Source organism: Chryseosolibacter histidinae (assembly GCF_018598225.1).
GTDB classification, from domain to species: domain Bacteria; phylum Bacteroidota; class Bacteroidia; order Cytophagales; family Cyclobacteriaceae; genus Chryseosolibacter; species Chryseosolibacter histidini.
Genome location: NZ_JAHESF010000040.1, coordinates 15322 through 31127, shown reverse-complemented (window position 1 = coordinate 31127; position 15806 = coordinate 15322). Strand labels below are relative to the sequence as shown.

The window sequence follows — 15806 nt, the reverse complement described above, 5'->3', positions numbered from 1 at the left end:
TAATCAAATGATAACGGGATAATTGAGAAAACGTTACCGGCTTGTCAGAAGGTAAAAGAGGCCTGAAGCAGCGTTGATTTGACCAATCCCACGTCTTCGGCGATTAGTTGATATGCTTTGTCCCTGAGCGCGAAGCCCATTGCCAGCTTATTATCCGGGTTAACAATCCAATACTCTTTAACGCCAAATCGCTCATAAAGAGCTTTCTTACGGACAAGATCATGTTTTTCGTTGCCCGGCGACAGTATCTCAATAATGAGATCAGGCACTCCATGGATATGGCCCTTCGTATCGATAATATGCCTGTTGGCATTGAGCACAACAAACAAATCTGGCTGGACAGCATTTTGAGTTTCGTCTAGATATACATCGAATGGGGCGCTGAAAATTGATCCTTTACCGGTATCTTCGAATTCCAACAGCTTCCGCAAAATTGCTTTGCCGACATTGTGATGGTTAAAAACAGGAGAGGGTGACATATATAAAATGTTATCTACAAGCTCGGCTAAAGTGCCTTCCGGTAACATCTTATACACTTCCATCATTGTTCTTGGAGGGCTGTCAATCACGATTTTCATACCTCTAATTTAACGATTTCTTCAATACTTTTGGTCTGCTCAAGGAACATCCCTTCCTGAAGCAATTTTCAACATTTCGAACCAATCCTGGCGGTCAAGGTTGATGTTGATGGCTTTGGCGCTTTCTATCACCCGCTCCGGCTGTGTGGTGCCGATCACCGGGAACATGCCCGAAGGATGTTTCAGCAGCCATGCAAGCGACAGTTGGGTTTCTGTGGCCTTGTAACTTTCCTTCTTCGACCACAACGCGCTGGCGGCCGACATCAATCTTCCTCCACCGAGTGGCGACCAGGCCATGGGACAAGCCTTGAAACGCAGCAGGGTATCGAGCGTGCCGTCATACAATGCATCGAGCTTGCTGAGCGATACCTCTACCTGGTTGGTCACCAGCGGAAACGGCAGGTAACTTTGCAGCATCTCGAACTGTGTGTTCGAAAAATTTGAAACACCGAAGTGAAGCACTTTGCCGTTCTGTTTGAGCAGACCGAATGTTTCCGAGACCTCTTCCGGGTCGAGCAGCGGATCGGGCCGGTGGATCAGCAACAGGTCGATATAGTCTGTGCCCAGCGCTTTTAACGAATTGTCTACCGAAGCGAGGATATGTTCTTTGGAAGTGTCGTAGTGTTTGATCCAGGTTTTCCGGTGATGGCCCGATAAAAGTTTGATGCCGCACTTGGTGATCAGCTGCATATTTTTTCTCAGGCCCGGGTTCTTTCGAAGCACCTCGCCAAAGATCTTTTCATTCCCGTAATCGCCGTAGATGTCGGCATGATCAAAAGACGTTATGCCCGCTTCGAGCGATACACTGACAAGCCTGTGAACGTCAGCTTCCGCGTTCCAGCGCCATGCACCGGCCACAATACGCGACAGCTCCGGTCCTTTGAGGTGAAGGTGTTTTCTTTCCATGATTCACTTCTTTAAGCATTGAAAATAAAAATCCGTTCCCCGTTGACGTCCTCCTCAGGCCAGCAATCCTTTTTCTTTCAGGAACGCGAAGATCAGCTTGTCAACGTGTGAGATCTTGTCCTGGTCCGAAAAGTTGAGCCATCGCATTTCTTCGATCTCCGCATCGGGTTGCAGCGTTCCGTCATAATGCGCGGCGTAGCAGGTCATTTTTACGATGGTGCCCTCAGGTTGTCCGTGGGCCTGCGCTTCGAACACACCAACAAACTGCAACGTATCGGTTCTCAGGTCGATGCTGAGCTCTTCTTTTATTTCGCGACACAAAGCCTGCTGATCTGTTTCTCCGTTTTCTCTTTTACCGCCGGGGATGTAGTATTTGTCTTTGCCATAACTTCTTGTTACAAGAATGGACTTGTCTTTTAATTCGATCCAGGCAAGTTTGTCGATCAGTCTCATAGAGAGGTAAATTAAGAAAAAAATAAACCCTTTGAGGGTTTTAAACCGCTCAAAGGGTTGGGTTTGGTTAAAACGAAATCTGTTACGGCTTCTCCGGCTTCAACGAGTTGATCCAGGCGGCGATCTTCAGCGCTTCATCTTTGGGCACCTGAGGCATGGGTGCCATCGGTGTTTCATGCTCGGGCCAGTTCTTTGGCTCGGGGTTGTAGATGAGCTGCACAATGCGCTCGTTGGTATAATTGCGCTTGGCGATATCTTTGAACGCGGGGCCTACCTGTCTTTTGGTAACCTGGTGGCAGGCGGTACAGGTGTTCTTGGTGAGCAACGGTTCTATGTCGGCGTAGGTCGGTGCCGCGGTTGTCGCTGTTTTAGCGGTTGCTGTTTTAACAGGCGCGGGAGCTTTGGTAGCGGTGCTCACAGAACGTTTTGTGCTGAGCTCATTCGCGGGCAGCTTAGCACCGTCGGGGATGTTGTTCAGCGTGTAATAGGCTGTGGCATGCAACACGGGCAACGCGCCGTCTTTTGAACGGATGCCGGGCAGCGAAAGCTCATGAACATAATACTGGCGCAGGTTGTCGATCACCACGCGTACCTTCAATCCATCGTCAGACACCTTTACACCTTTGATCTGAAGTTTTTCTTCGTTCACTGGCGGACTGCCGTACACAGGATGATACTTGTAGACGAAGCTCTTGCCCGTGTAGGAGCTGAGGTCTTCGGCCAACTTGCGGTCTACCGGCAGCGTGAACTCGATCTCGAACCCGTCCGGTTTAGCGCTCACGGTTTTCATTTCCAAAGGTGTTTTCCCTGTCCACACCAGGCGCTCGAGGCCCGAGTTGGTTACACCGGCAGAACCCCATCCGCGGTTGGTCTCACCTACATACATCGAGCCATCGTGGCCCCAGTTCATGCGCAGTACACCTGATTGAAATCCTGATCTGAAATCGAAGGCAACACCCTGCTTTTCTCCTTTCACCTCTTCCATCACTACACGCATTACCTTGCTCTGGCCCTGATCGCCTACAAAGATCTGTCCTGCAAAGGGACCGAAGTTTCCTTTTGTCTCGTCTTTGATGATCTCCGAATTGGAGATGCCGAGAATACCATGAGGCAACCACACCGCCGGCAGCTGAAGCTCGGGGATTTCTTTCTTCAGCTCGAACAACAGGTTGGGATCTTTTTCATCTGCAATGTTCTCAGGTTTAATATAGCGGCCTCCGTCATTCTTCACCCGGCGCGGATCTGCCAGCGCGTACACCTTGTCCGTTGTAAGCTTCACAGGTGAGTTGGGTTGGTCGGTCCAGCGAAGACCCGCGGGGTGACCTGCGAAAATGCCTTTTTTCACATGCCAGATGCCACCGGATCCCATCCAGTCGCCCTGGTTGTCGTCGTACAATAATTCGCCATCGATCATACCGAGTCCGCAGGGTGAGCGCATGCCGGTTGCCCAGGGTTCCATGGTGCCGTCGGGTTTGATCTTCATCACCCACCCGCGCCACGGCACCCGGCTTTCGCCACGCCACCACTCTTCGTCTCCGAAGGCAACGTTGCCGGAAACAAAGAAGCTTCCGTCAGCAGCGATCTTCGGCCCGAATGAATACTCGTGGTAATGACCTGACAACGGCCACGCATACACCGTTTCATATACATCGGCCTTGCCATCGCCATTGGTATCGGCAAGCCTGGTAAGCTCACCCCGTTGTGCGGTGTATAACGAGCCATCTTTATAAGCAAGTCCCAGCGCTTCATGCAATCCTGAGGCAAAGAGGGTAAATACGGGCACAGCACCGTTTGCCATCTCCGGGTTTTCGATCACCCATACGTCGCCCCTTCTTGTGCACACGGCTATCCTTCCATCCGGCAACGTTGCCACGCCACCTACTTCAAGCAGAATGCCTTCAGGTGCCGGAATGGTAACAATCCTGTAATAATCTTCCTCCGCCGGCGCCTTTCCTGCCTTTTGTGCAGGCACCTGGAGAATGGAGATCACCAGTAGCACCAGCGTTATAAATTGTATTTTTATCGCTTTCATGGTCATGATCATTGTTTAGGATTACCAGATAATTGAATACTTCACAACATTTCCCTGCACGGGCGTCACCAGCTCCTGTTTGCCGTTGACGGTGCGGACCACGGGTTTGATGGATTGATCCGGCCTGATGTAGTATTGCTTGTCGTCAACAGCGTACGATCCGTCGGGCATGGTAGTGATGGCACTGCCTTCAGCAAGCTTGTAGTAGAGCTGCTCGTTGCCGCGGTTTTTGATGTTCACCTCGTGTGTGATAATGCGGCTGTTGTCGTCAGGGTAAACCTTGTCTTCAACTTCAAGGCCTTTGTAAATGTACTTGAATATGGGCCGTGAAGTTGCTTCATCGAGCTGATAACCTTTGCTGCGGAAGTCGGCTTCGTTGCTGGCGTCAGGGAAAGGATCGTTGGCGTTGCTGAGAATAGCGAGGGGCTGGTTCACGAACAGGTACTGTGCAGCACCCCTTGGTTTGAATGAGCCATCACCACGGTCGTGCCACATCGGTGTTGCGTCTACAAAAGCACCGCGCCACACGCACACCAGGTTGCCCGATTTAAGATCGTATACGTAGTGAATGCCGGCGGGCTCGCCAACGCCTATGGTATGCGTCAGGCGGTTGGCACGTCTGCCTTTGAAATCGAGGAACGCGCGCAGCAGTTTGGGACCGTCACCGGGCGTGATGAAGATGGGAGAGGTGGCCTCGTCATCGGGCGGAAACGAGCCGAACGCGTGAAGTGCCTGCGGATAGGTATTGGCCGTTTGCACAAAAAGCGCGAGGCGCGGAGGTGCCCACGAAGCATCTTTGAAATTGCGGATCTCGAACGGATAGGTGCCCGCTTTCAGACTGACCGTTTTGCGATCGTTGCGCCATCCGTCAGGACGCTGAAAGCTTAACAGCTCTTCGTTGTTGACCGTGAATGTGCCGCCACCGGTGTAACGCAGGTTGAAGGTGTAATCGCCGTCTTCGGGAATGGTGATGTTTCCGGTGTAGATAGCACCATACGCATTTTCGCTGGCCAGGATCTCGCAGGTGAGCTCGTTCATGGTGCCGGAAGCCGCGGGTTTGGCATTGGCAAAATCTGACGTGGATTTGAAACTACCGTAGAACGTCTTGTAGGCAATGTTGCTGATCGAAACGTTGCCATCCTTCATCAGTCTGTATTTGATGTTCCTGAAGGCAACCGGGCCGTGATCGCCCTGGATCATGAGGGGACCTGTGGCTTTTTCATTGTTTTCAATCGGACCGCCGGTAGGCAGCGGAACTTCAACGTTGTCGTGGATCTTAACGCCGTTCAGCTCAACAGAGACGAAACGTGCGTTGGCGATCTTGTTTCCGGAGGCATCGAACTTCGGCGCGCGAAAAGCGATCCGCATTTTCTGCCACAAGCCGGCAGCTTTCGCTGGATTGCTCAACGGCGCTTTGCCCATGTAGATCTTGCCGGGTTGGTTCTCCCAGTTCCGGTAGATGCCTCCAATGTCTGAATATTTGGGATTCTTCACACCCCAGCTGTCCAGCAACTGCACTTCGTAACGTCCCTGGAGGTAGATACCGGAGTTCGATCCTCTCGGCAGCATCACTTCAAGCTCGAGCTCGATATCGCCATGCTCGAAGTTTGTTACAAGGTTGTCTTTCCGTGTGGCATCGTTGATGTTGAGCAGAATGCCTTTGCCGGCCTGGAAGGTAACGGCCTTCGGAGCTTCTGCCACAACTTCAGGCTCCTTCGATTTTTTCTTCTTTTGTGTTTTAGGGTCTGCCGCCTGCCCGGGTTGCTCCTGGTGGTGAACATCCACGGAAGGATTCATCACTACGTCGCCCACGATCTGCCAGTTGCCGGCCTGCTGTCTGAAGGCCGACATATCCTCGAGCGCAAGAGACTGTGCTGACGATGATGGCTGCGCTTTGGCGAAAGCGGCACACAACATCAGCACAAAAAAGTAAAAACATTTTTTCATGATTGTGTTTGGGTTATACTGCAATGGGTCGCTAATATCTGATGAGGAAGGCTCATTCACAAAATTCAGTTCAATAATCTGAGAGCCGTGCGCCGTGTAGTGATCTGAATGGCGAACACTTGTACGCAAGGTGGAGAAACTTATGCGATTCCGCACAGATCGGTAAACTTTAGTAATTTTGGATTTCAATGGAGACAGGAATGGAGCTACTCAATGATATCAAATCGCTTTCGGTCCAGTACAGCAAAGACGTGATCGCCTTTCGCAGGCACCTGCACGCAAACCCCGAGCTCTCGTATCATGAATACGATACGGCAAAATATGTGGCGCAACAACTGAAGGCCTTCGGGCTTTCACCCAGAGAGGGTGTGGCTACCACTGGCCTCATTGCAGAGGTCAGGGGAAGAAACCCTGAGAAGAAAAGCGTTGCCCTGCGTGCCGATATGGATGCGCTGCCGATCTACGAGGCAAACGACGTTCCCTATAAATCAAAAGTGCCGGGCGTTATGCACGCCTGTGGCCATGATGTGCACACGTCTTCCCTGCTCGGTACGGCCCGGATCCTGAATGAGCTCAAAGACCGCTTCGAAGGCACGGTGCGTTTTATCTTTCAGCCTGGAGAAGAAAAGAATCCCGGCGGTGCCTCGTACATGATCCGCGAGGGCGCACTGAAAGATCCGCAGCCTTCGGGCATCGTTGGCCAGCACGTGTTTCCGCTGCTGCCTGTCGGTAAGATCGGTTTTCGCGAAGGTATGTACATGGCCAGCTGCGACGAGCTTTACCTGAAGGTGATCGGCAAGGGTGGCCATGGTGCGGCACCTGACCTGGCCATCGACCCCATTGTGATCGCCTCGCACATCATCATCGCGCTGCAGCAGGTGATCAGCCGCAATGCCAGCCCCAAGCAACCTACGGTGCTCACGTTCGGCAAGATTATCGGCGAAGGCGCCACCAACATCATCCCCAATGAAGTGAACATCGCGGGCACCTTCCGCGCCATGAATGAAGAGTGGCGTGAATCGGCGCTGCGCAAAATAAAGAAGATGGCCGAAAGCATTGCGGAAGGCATGGGTGGGAAATGCGAGGTGGATATTTCAAGGGGATACCCTTACCTGCAGAACGACCCGGAGCTGACCCGCCGCATCCGGAAGGCAGCCGAAGCCTATGTGGGAAAAGAAAATGTGGTTGAGCTCGACATTACGCTGGGCGCGGAAGACTTCGCCTATTATTCGCAGATCATTCCGGCCTCTTTTTACCGGTTGGGCACACGAAATGAGGAAAAAGGTATCACCTCGTATGTGCATACCCCGACGTTCGATATCGACGAAGATGCCCTGAAGATCGGGCCCGGGTTGATGGCGTGGATGGCCGTGCAGGAATTGCAATAATTTTTTGATTAGCTTTCTGAGGATTGATATTTTCAGGGCTCAAACCGCTGCACCCATAACTGTGGAAGAAACCACCCCCACCCTCCGTACCAATCCCAGGTTTTGGGGTACCGTTAGGATAACACTCTACATTCTGGGAGCATTGTTGCTTTTCCTCTTTGCCCTCGACCTGATGATCTCATCGCTTCAGTATCTGGGGCAGGATACCGTTCAAACCATCATTGCGGCTACCTCCAACCCGTTTGCGGGCCTGTTCATCGGGTTGCTCATCACAGCCATGATCCAGAGCAGCTCCACCACCACAGCCCTTACGGTGGCCATGGTTGCCTCGGGCTCGCTCACCATTCGCAGCGCTGTTCCCATCATCATGGGCGCAAACGTGGGCACTACCATCACCAGCATCATCGTTTCATTTGCCTTCATCAACCGGAAAAAGGAATTCAAACGGGCTGTGGCAGGCGGAAGCTATCACTGTTTTTTTAACCTGCTTACAGTGATTGTATTATTCCCACTGGAATATTGGTATGGATTTCTGTCGTCCGTCTCAAGCTCGCTTTCCATCTATTTTTTCAACGGCCCCGCGGTACAGATCAACAAAAGCGCACAACACCTCTGGTCTTCAGGGTTTAATCCGGCGGTAGAATTACTGACAGACATTATCCCTTCCGGCATTGTGCTGGTGGTGCTTTCGTTTGTATTGCTGTTTGCATCCATTCTGTTGTTCAGAAAGCTGATCTCCGACCTCCTCAAGGCAAAATCGCCTGAAGCTTTCAGCCGCTTCTTTTTTATGAACCGGTTCAAGTCTTTTCTCTGGGGAGTGCTCACCACGGCGGCTATACGCTCCAGCACCATTACTACTTCGGTGGTGGTACCGATCGTGGCCAAAAAGATCACCACCCTTCGTCAGGCGGCTCCTTTCATCATGGGGGCCAACATCGGCACAACCATCACCGCGTTTATTGCCGCTATGATGAAATCGAATACCAGCGCCATCAGCATCGCTATCGCCCATTTCCTGTTCAACTTTATCGGGGTGTTGCTTTTTTTCCCGGTGCCGGTGCTGCAGGAGCTACCGCTGCGCATGGCCAGGGGCCTGGGTGAGATCACGATGAAACACCGCTTTGCAGGATTCGTTTTTATACTCGTCACTTTTTTCCTTTTACCCTTTATTCTCATCTATTTTAACAAGGATTAAGGCCGGCAAACGTTAACTTTGAGCCTTAAACTTTAAACCGGGAACTTTAAACTTTACCCCGGGCATTCCTTTTTCCGGGTTAAAATCTTCTGTCTATATTGCATAAGGAGTTGTTTTATGATAAGGGATTCGATTGCGAAGTTTTTTAAAGTGGATAGTCTGATCAGTCATCTCACAGGGTATATAGAGACCCGGGTCGAATTGTTGAAGGTTGAGGCGAAGGAAGAGTTCTCCAAAGGGTTATCGAATGTGTTGGTTTACCTGCTGCTGGCGTTCGTGTTTGCACTGGTAATTGTGTTCATCAGCGTGGCGCTGGCATTGATGATAGGAGAGCGCATCGGTGGATTCGGCGGGTTTGCTGTGGTGGCGGGCTTTTACCTGTTGGTGGGCACAGGCCTGGCCTTATCGCGCGATACACTTGTGAAAAAAGTAGAGAAGAAAGTATCTGCGATGTTCAATAAGAAAAAGAGATAAATTGATATGGAACTGCTTGAAACGGATGACCCCGTAAAAGGTCAGCTACTAAAGAAATCGGCTATGCATCGTGAGCAACTTGAAGAAGAAGTAAAAATGATCTCTGAGCGTACACAAAAGGTTATTACAAACGCTGTGATCATCGGTAGCGCACTGGCTTTGACTTACATTCTGGTGAACCAGTTCTCGGGCGGATCGAAGCAAAAGAAAAGATCGAAGGCCGCAAAGATAAAGCTGGTGCAGGGCCGTGCAGAAGAGGCTGTACCCGTGGCACAAGCACCGGAGGCACCCGGAATTGTTTCACAGATAGGAACAGCCCTGGCAAGTCAGGCTACTGTTTTTTTACTGAGCCTTGCCAAAGAAAAGCTCGGTGAATTCCTGCAATCGCAGGCGAAGAAACCACACACCAATGAACCTGCTTAGCGCGCTGCGTGAGAAACACAAGCTTGGAAAAAAATCCATCGCTGTGCTCATCGATCCCGATAAGGTCGATGACCTGTCTAAGCTTCATTACCTGATCAACCTGGCCAGCGAAAACTGTGTTGATTACTTTTTCGTTGGGGGCAGCCTGATCACCACAGCCAATCTCTCGGAGGTGATCAAGCACATCAAGAAGAACGTAAATCTCCCGGTGGTTCTTTTTCCCGGCAACTCCATGCAGATCGAACCATCGGCGGATGCCATTCTCTTCCTGTCACTGATCTCCGGACGAAACCCGGAGCTGCTGATCGGCCAGCATGTGATGGCGGCACCTATTTTGAAAAACACCAGGCTCGAGATCATTCCCACAGGATACATGCTGATCAATTCAGGGAAGATCACCTCAGTAGCCTACATCAGCAATACCATTCCCATTCCTGAAGACAAGTACTCGCTTGCAGCCTGCACCGCCATGGCCGGCGAGATGCTGGGTCTGCAATGCATTTACCTCGATGCCGGCAGCGGCGCCGAACGTGAGATCAGCCCGAAGATGATCGCCTCGGTGCGAAGAGCCATAAGCCTGCCATTGATCATCGGAGGCGGCATCAACTCACCCATCAAGGCCATGAACGCCCTCGAAGCAGGAGCAGACATGATCGTGATCGGCAATGCGTTGGAAAAAGATCCCGACATGCTGATCGAGATCTCGGATAAGGTATACGAGTGGAACCAGCGACTGGCGGGAACCAGTAGGCAGTAGGCAAAAAATGCAGGTCCATAGTCGATAGTCCATGGTCCATGGACGTGCAGGGTGAACCTGCAATTGTAACTCCGGTCATGATGCTTTAGTCCTCCCTGCTATGGACCATCGACCATGGACTATGGACCTTTATTACCTGATAAGTTCTCTGGAGATCACCAGCTTCTGGATCTCCGTGGTGCCTTCATAGATCTGTGTGATCTTGGCATCGCGCATGAGACGTTCTACGTGGTATTCTTTCACATAACCATAACCGCCATGGATCTGTACCGCTTCCGTTGTTACTTCCTGGGCGATCTGTGAGGCGAAGAGCTTGGCCATGGCCGCGGCCTTGATGAAATCTTTTTTCTGGTCTTTAAGGGAAGCTGCCTGGTGAACGAGCAGACGTGCGGCATCGATCTTGGTAGCCATCTCCGCAAGCTTGAACTGGATAGCCTGGTGTTCCGACAGTGTTTTGCCGAAAGCCTTGCGCTCTTTGGCATACTTCAGCGCAAGCTCGTAGGCGCCGGCGGCAATACCCAGAGCCTGTGCGGCGATACCGATCCTTCCGCCATTCAGTGTGGTCATGGCAAAAGTGAAACCGAAGCCGTCTTCGCCGATGCGGTTGGCTTTGGGCACTTTTACATCGGTGAACATCAGCGAATGCGTGTCAGATCCGCGGATGCCCATTTTATCTTCTTTCTTGCCCACCACAAAACCGGGCATCCCCTTTTCAACGATCAGGGCGTTGATACCCTTGTGGCGTTTTTCGGCATCCGTCTGGGCGATCACCACGTACACGCTGGCGCTGTTGCCGTTGGTGATCCAGTTCTTGGTTCCGTTCAAAAGATAGTGATCGCCTTTGTCTTCAGCGATGGTGCGCTGGCTGGTGGCATCGGATCCCGCTTCAGGCTCTGACAGGCAGAAGGCACCGATCACTTCACCGGTAGCCAGGCGCTTTAAATACTTTTCTTTTTGTTCTTCGGTGCCGAATCGCTCCAGCCCCCAGCATACCAGTGAATTGTTCACGGACATGCAAACTGAAGCGGAGGCGTCTATCTTGGAGATCTCTTCCATGGCCAGGGTATAGGAGACCGAGTCCATACCGCCGCCGTTGTATTTAGGATCCACCATCATGCCCATGAACCCGAGCGCACCCATTTTTTTGATCTGCTCTGCGGGAAACTTCTGATGGGTGTCGCGTTCGATCACGCCGGGTAGCAATTCGGTTTGTGCAAAATCCCTGGCGGCTTTCTGAACGGCCAACTGTTCTTCTGAAAGTTCAAAGTTCATGATGTGGATGGTATTGGGTTAGTGCGTGTAAAGAAAAAGCCTGAGCAAAGGCCCAGGCTTACAAAAATAACGGCTGTTTTAAAACGATTGCGCTCTATATAGAATATTTTATTCATCCCTGCTTCCCAGGAACATCATGACGTAGTAGAAAAGGGTTGTCAGCGCACCGATGGCGGCAACCACGTAGGTCATGGCAGCCCATTTCAAGGCATCTTTTGCCATATTATGCTCCTGCCGTGTTACAATGCCACGGGCCTCGATCCAGGCCAGCGCACGTTTGCTCGCATCGAATTCAACCGGCAGCGTTACGAACGCAAACAGTGTAAAAACACCGTAACATCCGATAATGACCAGCAATGCGGTTGACCACGACAGAATGCCTTGCGCGAAAATGGAACCGAACATCATGATCATGAACAGGAAATTGATCACCTGCGCGCTCACATTCTGGATAGGAACCATGGCCGAGCGAAACTCGAGCATGCTGTACGCCCGGGCGTGTTGCACCGCGTGGCCACATTCGTGGGCGGCTACAGCGGCAGCAGCGGCGTTGCGACCGTGATACACTTCCTGGCTCAGGTTCACTGTTTTGTTGGCAGGGTTATAATGGTCAGTAAGCTGACCCTCCACGCTGACCACCTGAACATCAGAGATGCCATTATCGGCCAGCATCAGCCGCGCAATTTCAGCACCCGTCAGATCGCGTGTGAGATGGATCTGCGAATATTCACGGAATTTACTTTTCAACCGTGAGCTCACGATCCACCCGATGAGCATGAAGAAAAGGCCTATAAACAAAGCACCGAAACTCATAGTTTTTTATTTTTTTAAAGTTGTTTCAAAATTCAATTTGTAAGATGGCAATTATCAAGCTTTGAGCCAAATCCGCTTTCCTGTCAAAAAGGCATTTGTACTATACCTATATCCACGCCAGCACAGCGCATTTAGTTCTCCAATCCGATCAATCTAATCTTTTTCTAATTAAAGGGAAGGCAAACCATTATTTGCCAGTTCGCCGGCTGCCATGAAAGCTGGTAAAATCAATCCTGAGAAATAGGGCAGGTTTGCGGGCTGCGCCATCTATGAATTAAAGACGTTTTTCCACGGTATTTCGTTTGGCTGCAGCGGATTTTTTCTTTACCAGGATGGAGGTGATGATCAGCGAAATAGCCCCGCCGAAGATCATGATCGCCGTCTGCCATCCGTGAAAAATGAATGTGAAAGCGATGGCGTCGGCCTGCGGAACATGATACAGAAAAACAAGTCCCTGGGGCACCAGCACGTGATAAGATCCGGTGCCACCCGGTAGTGGCGCGGCCATGGCAATGGAGCCGATGGCAAACAGGCTGAGCACAGCACTTATGCCCAGGTGTTCTGTTTCAGGAAAAGCGAGGATGACCGTATAGCTCATCACGAAGTAGAGGGTCCAGATCAGCAGCGAGTAGAAAATGAAAAGGCCCTTGTTCTTGAGTCGGAACACTGAGAGCAATCCTTCCCGGAAGCCCATCCATGTTTTGCGGACGAACGCATTCAGTTTTTTGTTCCTTTTTACTAGCCAGAACAGCAGGCCCGCCAGGATCACACCGGCACCGAGAATGATGAGCACCGTCTTCAGCTTTGATGACTGGCCACCTTCACCGATGGGCAATGTGGCAATGAACGCGAAAAGTTTTTCTGATTCAACGATGAACGAGATGCACAGCAACAGCAGCAGGCACAACACGTCAACGATGCGCTCAACCACCACCGTGCCGAACGAGATCTCCACCGGCGTTTTGTCGAGCTTGTAGAGGTTGTAGCAACGCGATACTTCGCCGCCGCGGGGTATCACCAGGTTCACCAGATAACCAACCATGAGTGACAGAAAGCTGTAGCCCCACGTTGTGGTATGACCGGCGGGTTCGATGAGCATCCGCCATCGCTCCGCCCTGATGGCATGACTGACCATCGCGATGAACGCCATGAGAAACAGCCATCCTTTGCTGGCGGATTGCCAGGTGCGCAGCAAAAAATCAAATTTATCTTCGCCCTCTCCAACGGTCAGACCACGGAGCGAGAACCAGATCAGTGCAACTGTGATACCGATGATGATCACATATTGCAGAATAGTTTTAATACGGGGAGACACCAATACGATTTAGATATACCGACGCAACAATTTAAGATAATTTATTGTCTGGCGTAGGAAAAATGATCGTGGGTTTGAATTTTTTTGCTTCTTCGAATTCCATCGAGGCATAGGAGACGATGATCACAATATCGCCTACCTGGGCTTTGCGTGCCGCGGGTCCGTTCAGGCAAACCGTGCCCGAACCGCGCTGGCCTTTGATCACGTAGGTTTCCAGCCGCTCTCCGTTGTTGACATTCACCACCTGCACCTTTTCTCCCTCGATCATGTTGGCGGCGTCCATCAGGTTCTCATCGATGGTGATGCTGCCTACATAATGAAGCTCAGCCTGCGTGATCTTCGCCCTGTGAATTTTCGATTTTAAAACCTCTATTCTCACTGATTTTCGATTTCTGGTTGATTTCAAATTCCGAACCTGGCATTTCTGTGGACCGTCGTCTGTGGACCGTGGACTATTCAACAAACATGTTGTCGATCAATCGCACTTCGCCAACGTACCCGGCTATACACATAATCGGCCGGTTCGATGCTTCAACGTTTTTTATACTGTTTAAGTTTGTGCTGTCGGCAAGCTCGAAATATTCAAACGTTACACCCGGTTCATTTTCCACCATATTTTTGACGACAGCCTGCACTGCTTCAGGTCTTTCGCCTTCCAGCAGCTTGTGTTTTGCAAGGGTGAGTGCGCGGTGAAAAACAGTGGCGTGTGGCCGCTGCTCGTTTGTCAATCGCTGGTTTCTCGAAGACAACGCCAGGCCGTCTGGCTCGCGCAAGGTTGGTATGCTGTGCAGCGTAATATCGAAGCTCAGGTCCTGAACCATCTGGTTGATGATGGCAAACTGCTGCCAGTCTTTCTGACCAAAATAAGCATGATCAGGCTCCACGATGTTGAACAGCTTGGATACCACCAGTCCCACGCCGCTGAAATGTCCGGGACGGAATTTGCCTTCCATCACTTTATCGAGCGGGTCGAAATCGAGCTTGATCATTGATTGATGTGGGTACATTTCTTCGGTTTCCGGACAAAAGAGCACGTCGCATCGAACTTCTTTGAGCATTTCCGTGTCTTTCTCTATGGTGCGGGGGTATTTGAGGAGCTCCGAGGGGTTGTTGAACTGCGCCGGGTTAACAAAAATGCTGCAAACAGTGATCTGGTTCTGAGCCTGAGAAGCCTCAACCAGCGAGAGATGGCCCTTGTGCAGGGCTCCCATGGTGGGTACCAATCCGATACTTTTACCGCTCAGCCTGGCAGCCTCTAAATGGGCTTTCAATGGGCTTATTTGCTTGAAAATCTTCATTTTAGGCCGTTTGGCAAAGGGTCGCAAAGATATAGTGAAAACCGAAAATATGTTGAATCAGGGGGTATTTTTTTGTACTTTTGTGGCTCTAAATTCCGTTCTACTTTAAATATCAAAAATATGTCGAAAATCCGTATTCTTTATGTAGCCAGCGAGATCGATCCCTTTTTGCAAACTTCCGAGGTCGCTAATTTCGTGCGGAAACTTCCGCAAGCGATGCAGGAAAGGGGCATGGAGATCAGGATCCTGGTGCCGAGGTTTGGAATAATCAATGAGCGTAAGAACCGGCTACATGAGGTAGTAAGGCTTTCGGGAATCAATATTTCGGTAGGTGATGAAGAAAAACCACTGATCATCAAGGTGGCATCCATTCCGAATGCTAAACTTCAGGTTTATTTTATTGACAACGAAGACTATTTCCACCGCAAGTCTGTTTTCCACGATAAGGAAAACAATTTTTACGAAGACAATGATGAGCGCGCCATCTTCTTCTGCAAGGGCGTGATCGAAACGGTAAGAAAATTAGGATGGGCTCCTGACATCGTACACTGCAACGACTGGATTACCAGCTTCATTCCGCTGTACCTGAAGACCACCTATAAAAACGATCCGTTGTTCAAAAATGCAAAAACTGTTTTCTCGATCTACAACAACGCCTTCAGCCACAAATTCAAGAGCAACCTGCTCGATAAGGTGAAGATGATGGATATCGAAGACAACATGCTGGGCAACCTTAAAACAGCAGACTTTGAAGGGTTTATCAAATTGGGTGTTGAGTTTTCAGATGCCGTGATTATGGCAGGTGACAACAAGAAACTGGAAGGACTCTTCAAAAAGATCAAAGAAAAGAAAGTAGAGACCATCGATCAAAACGAAAACTACACCGAATCATACTACAATCTCTATAATGAACTTGTGGGCTAAGAGCTTAAGGCAACTGTTGATAGCGGCAGTT

At 50.6% G+C, this 15806-nt stretch carries 16 protein-coding genes; 6 read left to right on the top strand and 10 right to left on the bottom strand.

What is annotated here, in order from left to right; translation table 11 throughout:
- Nucleotides 1–44: 44 nt before the first annotated feature.
- From KK083_RS26230 to KK083_RS26210, 5 genes are all read right to left on the bottom strand, one after another.
- Nucleotides 45–578 (bottom strand): Uma2 family endonuclease, encoded by a 534-nt coding sequence (locus KK083_RS26230; protein WP_254169025.1) that lies wholly within the window; start codon nucleotides 576–578, stop codon nucleotides 45–47.
- Between the two features lie 39 nt (nucleotides 579–617).
- The gene (locus KK083_RS26225) at nucleotides 618–1484 is read right to left on the bottom strand and encodes an aldo/keto reductase (RefSeq protein WP_254169023.1); all 867 of its coding nucleotides are present in this window, start codon (nucleotides 1482–1484) and stop codon (nucleotides 618–620) included.
- 54 nt (nucleotides 1485–1538) lie between these two features.
- On the bottom strand, nucleotides 1539–1937 hold the full coding sequence (locus tag KK083_RS26220) for an NUDIX hydrolase (RefSeq protein ID WP_254169021.1): 399 nt from the start codon (nucleotides 1935–1937) through the stop codon (nucleotides 1539–1541).
- An 82-nt stretch (nucleotides 1938–2019) separates the two neighbouring features.
- Nucleotides 2020–3969, bottom strand: a complete 1950-nt coding sequence (locus KK083_RS26215; RefSeq protein WP_254169019.1) for a DUF7133 domain-containing protein — start codon at nucleotides 3967–3969, stop codon at nucleotides 2020–2022.
- A 21-nt stretch (nucleotides 3970–3990) separates the two neighbouring features.
- Complete coding sequence (locus KK083_RS26210) at nucleotides 3991–5916, bottom strand: 3-keto-alpha-glucoside-1,2-lyase-like domain-containing protein (protein ID WP_254169017.1); 1926 nt, start codon at nucleotides 5914–5916, stop codon at nucleotides 3991–3993.
- A gap of 200 nt (nucleotides 5917–6116) precedes the next feature.
- Here KK083_RS26210 and KK083_RS26205 point away from each other — a divergent pair, with 200 nt between their 5' ends.
- The 5 genes from KK083_RS26205 (at nucleotide 6117) to KK083_RS26185 (ending at nucleotide 10153) form a co-directional block, all read left to right on the top strand.
- Nucleotides 6117–7304, top strand: coding sequence for a M20 metallopeptidase family protein (locus tag KK083_RS26205; protein WP_254169015.1), 1188 nt, complete (start codon nucleotides 6117–6119; stop codon nucleotides 7302–7304).
- 61 nt (nucleotides 7305–7365) lie between these two features.
- The gene (locus KK083_RS26200) at nucleotides 7366–8499 is read left to right on the top strand and encodes a Na/Pi symporter (protein ID WP_254169014.1); all 1134 of its coding nucleotides are present in this window, start codon (nucleotides 7366–7368) and stop codon (nucleotides 8497–8499) included.
- 117 nt (nucleotides 8500–8616) lie between these two features.
- Complete coding sequence (locus tag KK083_RS26195) at nucleotides 8617–8973, top strand: phage holin family protein (protein WP_254169013.1); 357 nt, start codon at nucleotides 8617–8619, stop codon at nucleotides 8971–8973.
- Nucleotides 8974–8979: 6 nt separating this feature from the next.
- The gene (locus tag KK083_RS26190) at nucleotides 8980–9396 is read left to right on the top strand and encodes a hypothetical protein (protein ID WP_254169012.1); all 417 of its coding nucleotides are present in this window, start codon (nucleotides 8980–8982) and stop codon (nucleotides 9394–9396) included.
- On the top strand, nucleotides 9383–10153 hold the full coding sequence (locus KK083_RS26185) for a phosphoglycerol geranylgeranyltransferase (RefSeq protein ID WP_254169011.1): 771 nt from the start codon (nucleotides 9383–9385) through the stop codon (nucleotides 10151–10153). The genes KK083_RS26190 and KK083_RS26185 overlap by 14 nt, the downstream gene beginning before the upstream one ends.
- A 132-nt stretch (nucleotides 10154–10285) precedes the next feature.
- Here KK083_RS26185 and KK083_RS26180 read toward each other — a convergent pair whose 3' ends face one another.
- The 5 genes from KK083_RS26180 to panC form a co-directional block, all read right to left on the bottom strand.
- On the bottom strand, nucleotides 10286–11425 hold the full coding sequence (locus KK083_RS26180) for an acyl-CoA dehydrogenase (protein WP_254169010.1): 1140 nt from the start codon (nucleotides 11423–11425) through the stop codon (nucleotides 10286–10288).
- 108 nt (nucleotides 11426–11533) lie between these two features.
- A complete protein-coding gene (locus KK083_RS26175; protein ID WP_254169009.1) occupies nucleotides 11534–12238 on the bottom strand; it encodes a zinc metallopeptidase in 705 nt (234 codons plus the stop codon).
- 274 nt (nucleotides 12239–12512) lie between these two features.
- Nucleotides 12513–13553: a lysylphosphatidylglycerol synthase transmembrane domain-containing protein gene (locus KK083_RS26170; RefSeq protein ID WP_254169007.1), complete on the bottom strand. Its 1041-nt coding sequence runs from the start codon at nucleotides 13551–13553 to the stop codon at nucleotides 12513–12515.
- Between the two features lie 31 nt (nucleotides 13554–13584).
- Nucleotides 13585–13932 carry an aspartate 1-decarboxylase gene (gene panD, locus KK083_RS26165; RefSeq protein WP_254169006.1) on the bottom strand — a complete coding sequence of 116 codons (348 nt, stop codon included), beginning with the start codon at nucleotides 13930–13932 and terminating at the stop codon, nucleotides 13585–13587.
- Between the two features lie 73 nt (nucleotides 13933–14005).
- Nucleotides 14006–14851, bottom strand: coding sequence for a pantoate--beta-alanine ligase (gene panC, locus KK083_RS26160; RefSeq protein ID WP_254169005.1), 846 nt, complete (start codon nucleotides 14849–14851; stop codon nucleotides 14006–14008).
- Nucleotides 14852–14971: 120 nt separating this feature from the next.
- Between panC and KK083_RS26155 the strand changes: the two genes are divergently transcribed.
- Entirely contained in the window at nucleotides 14972–15775 is an 804-nt protein-coding gene (locus KK083_RS26155; RefSeq protein ID WP_254169004.1) for a glycogen/starch synthase, read from the top strand.
- Nucleotides 15776–15806: the final 31 nt, after the last annotated feature.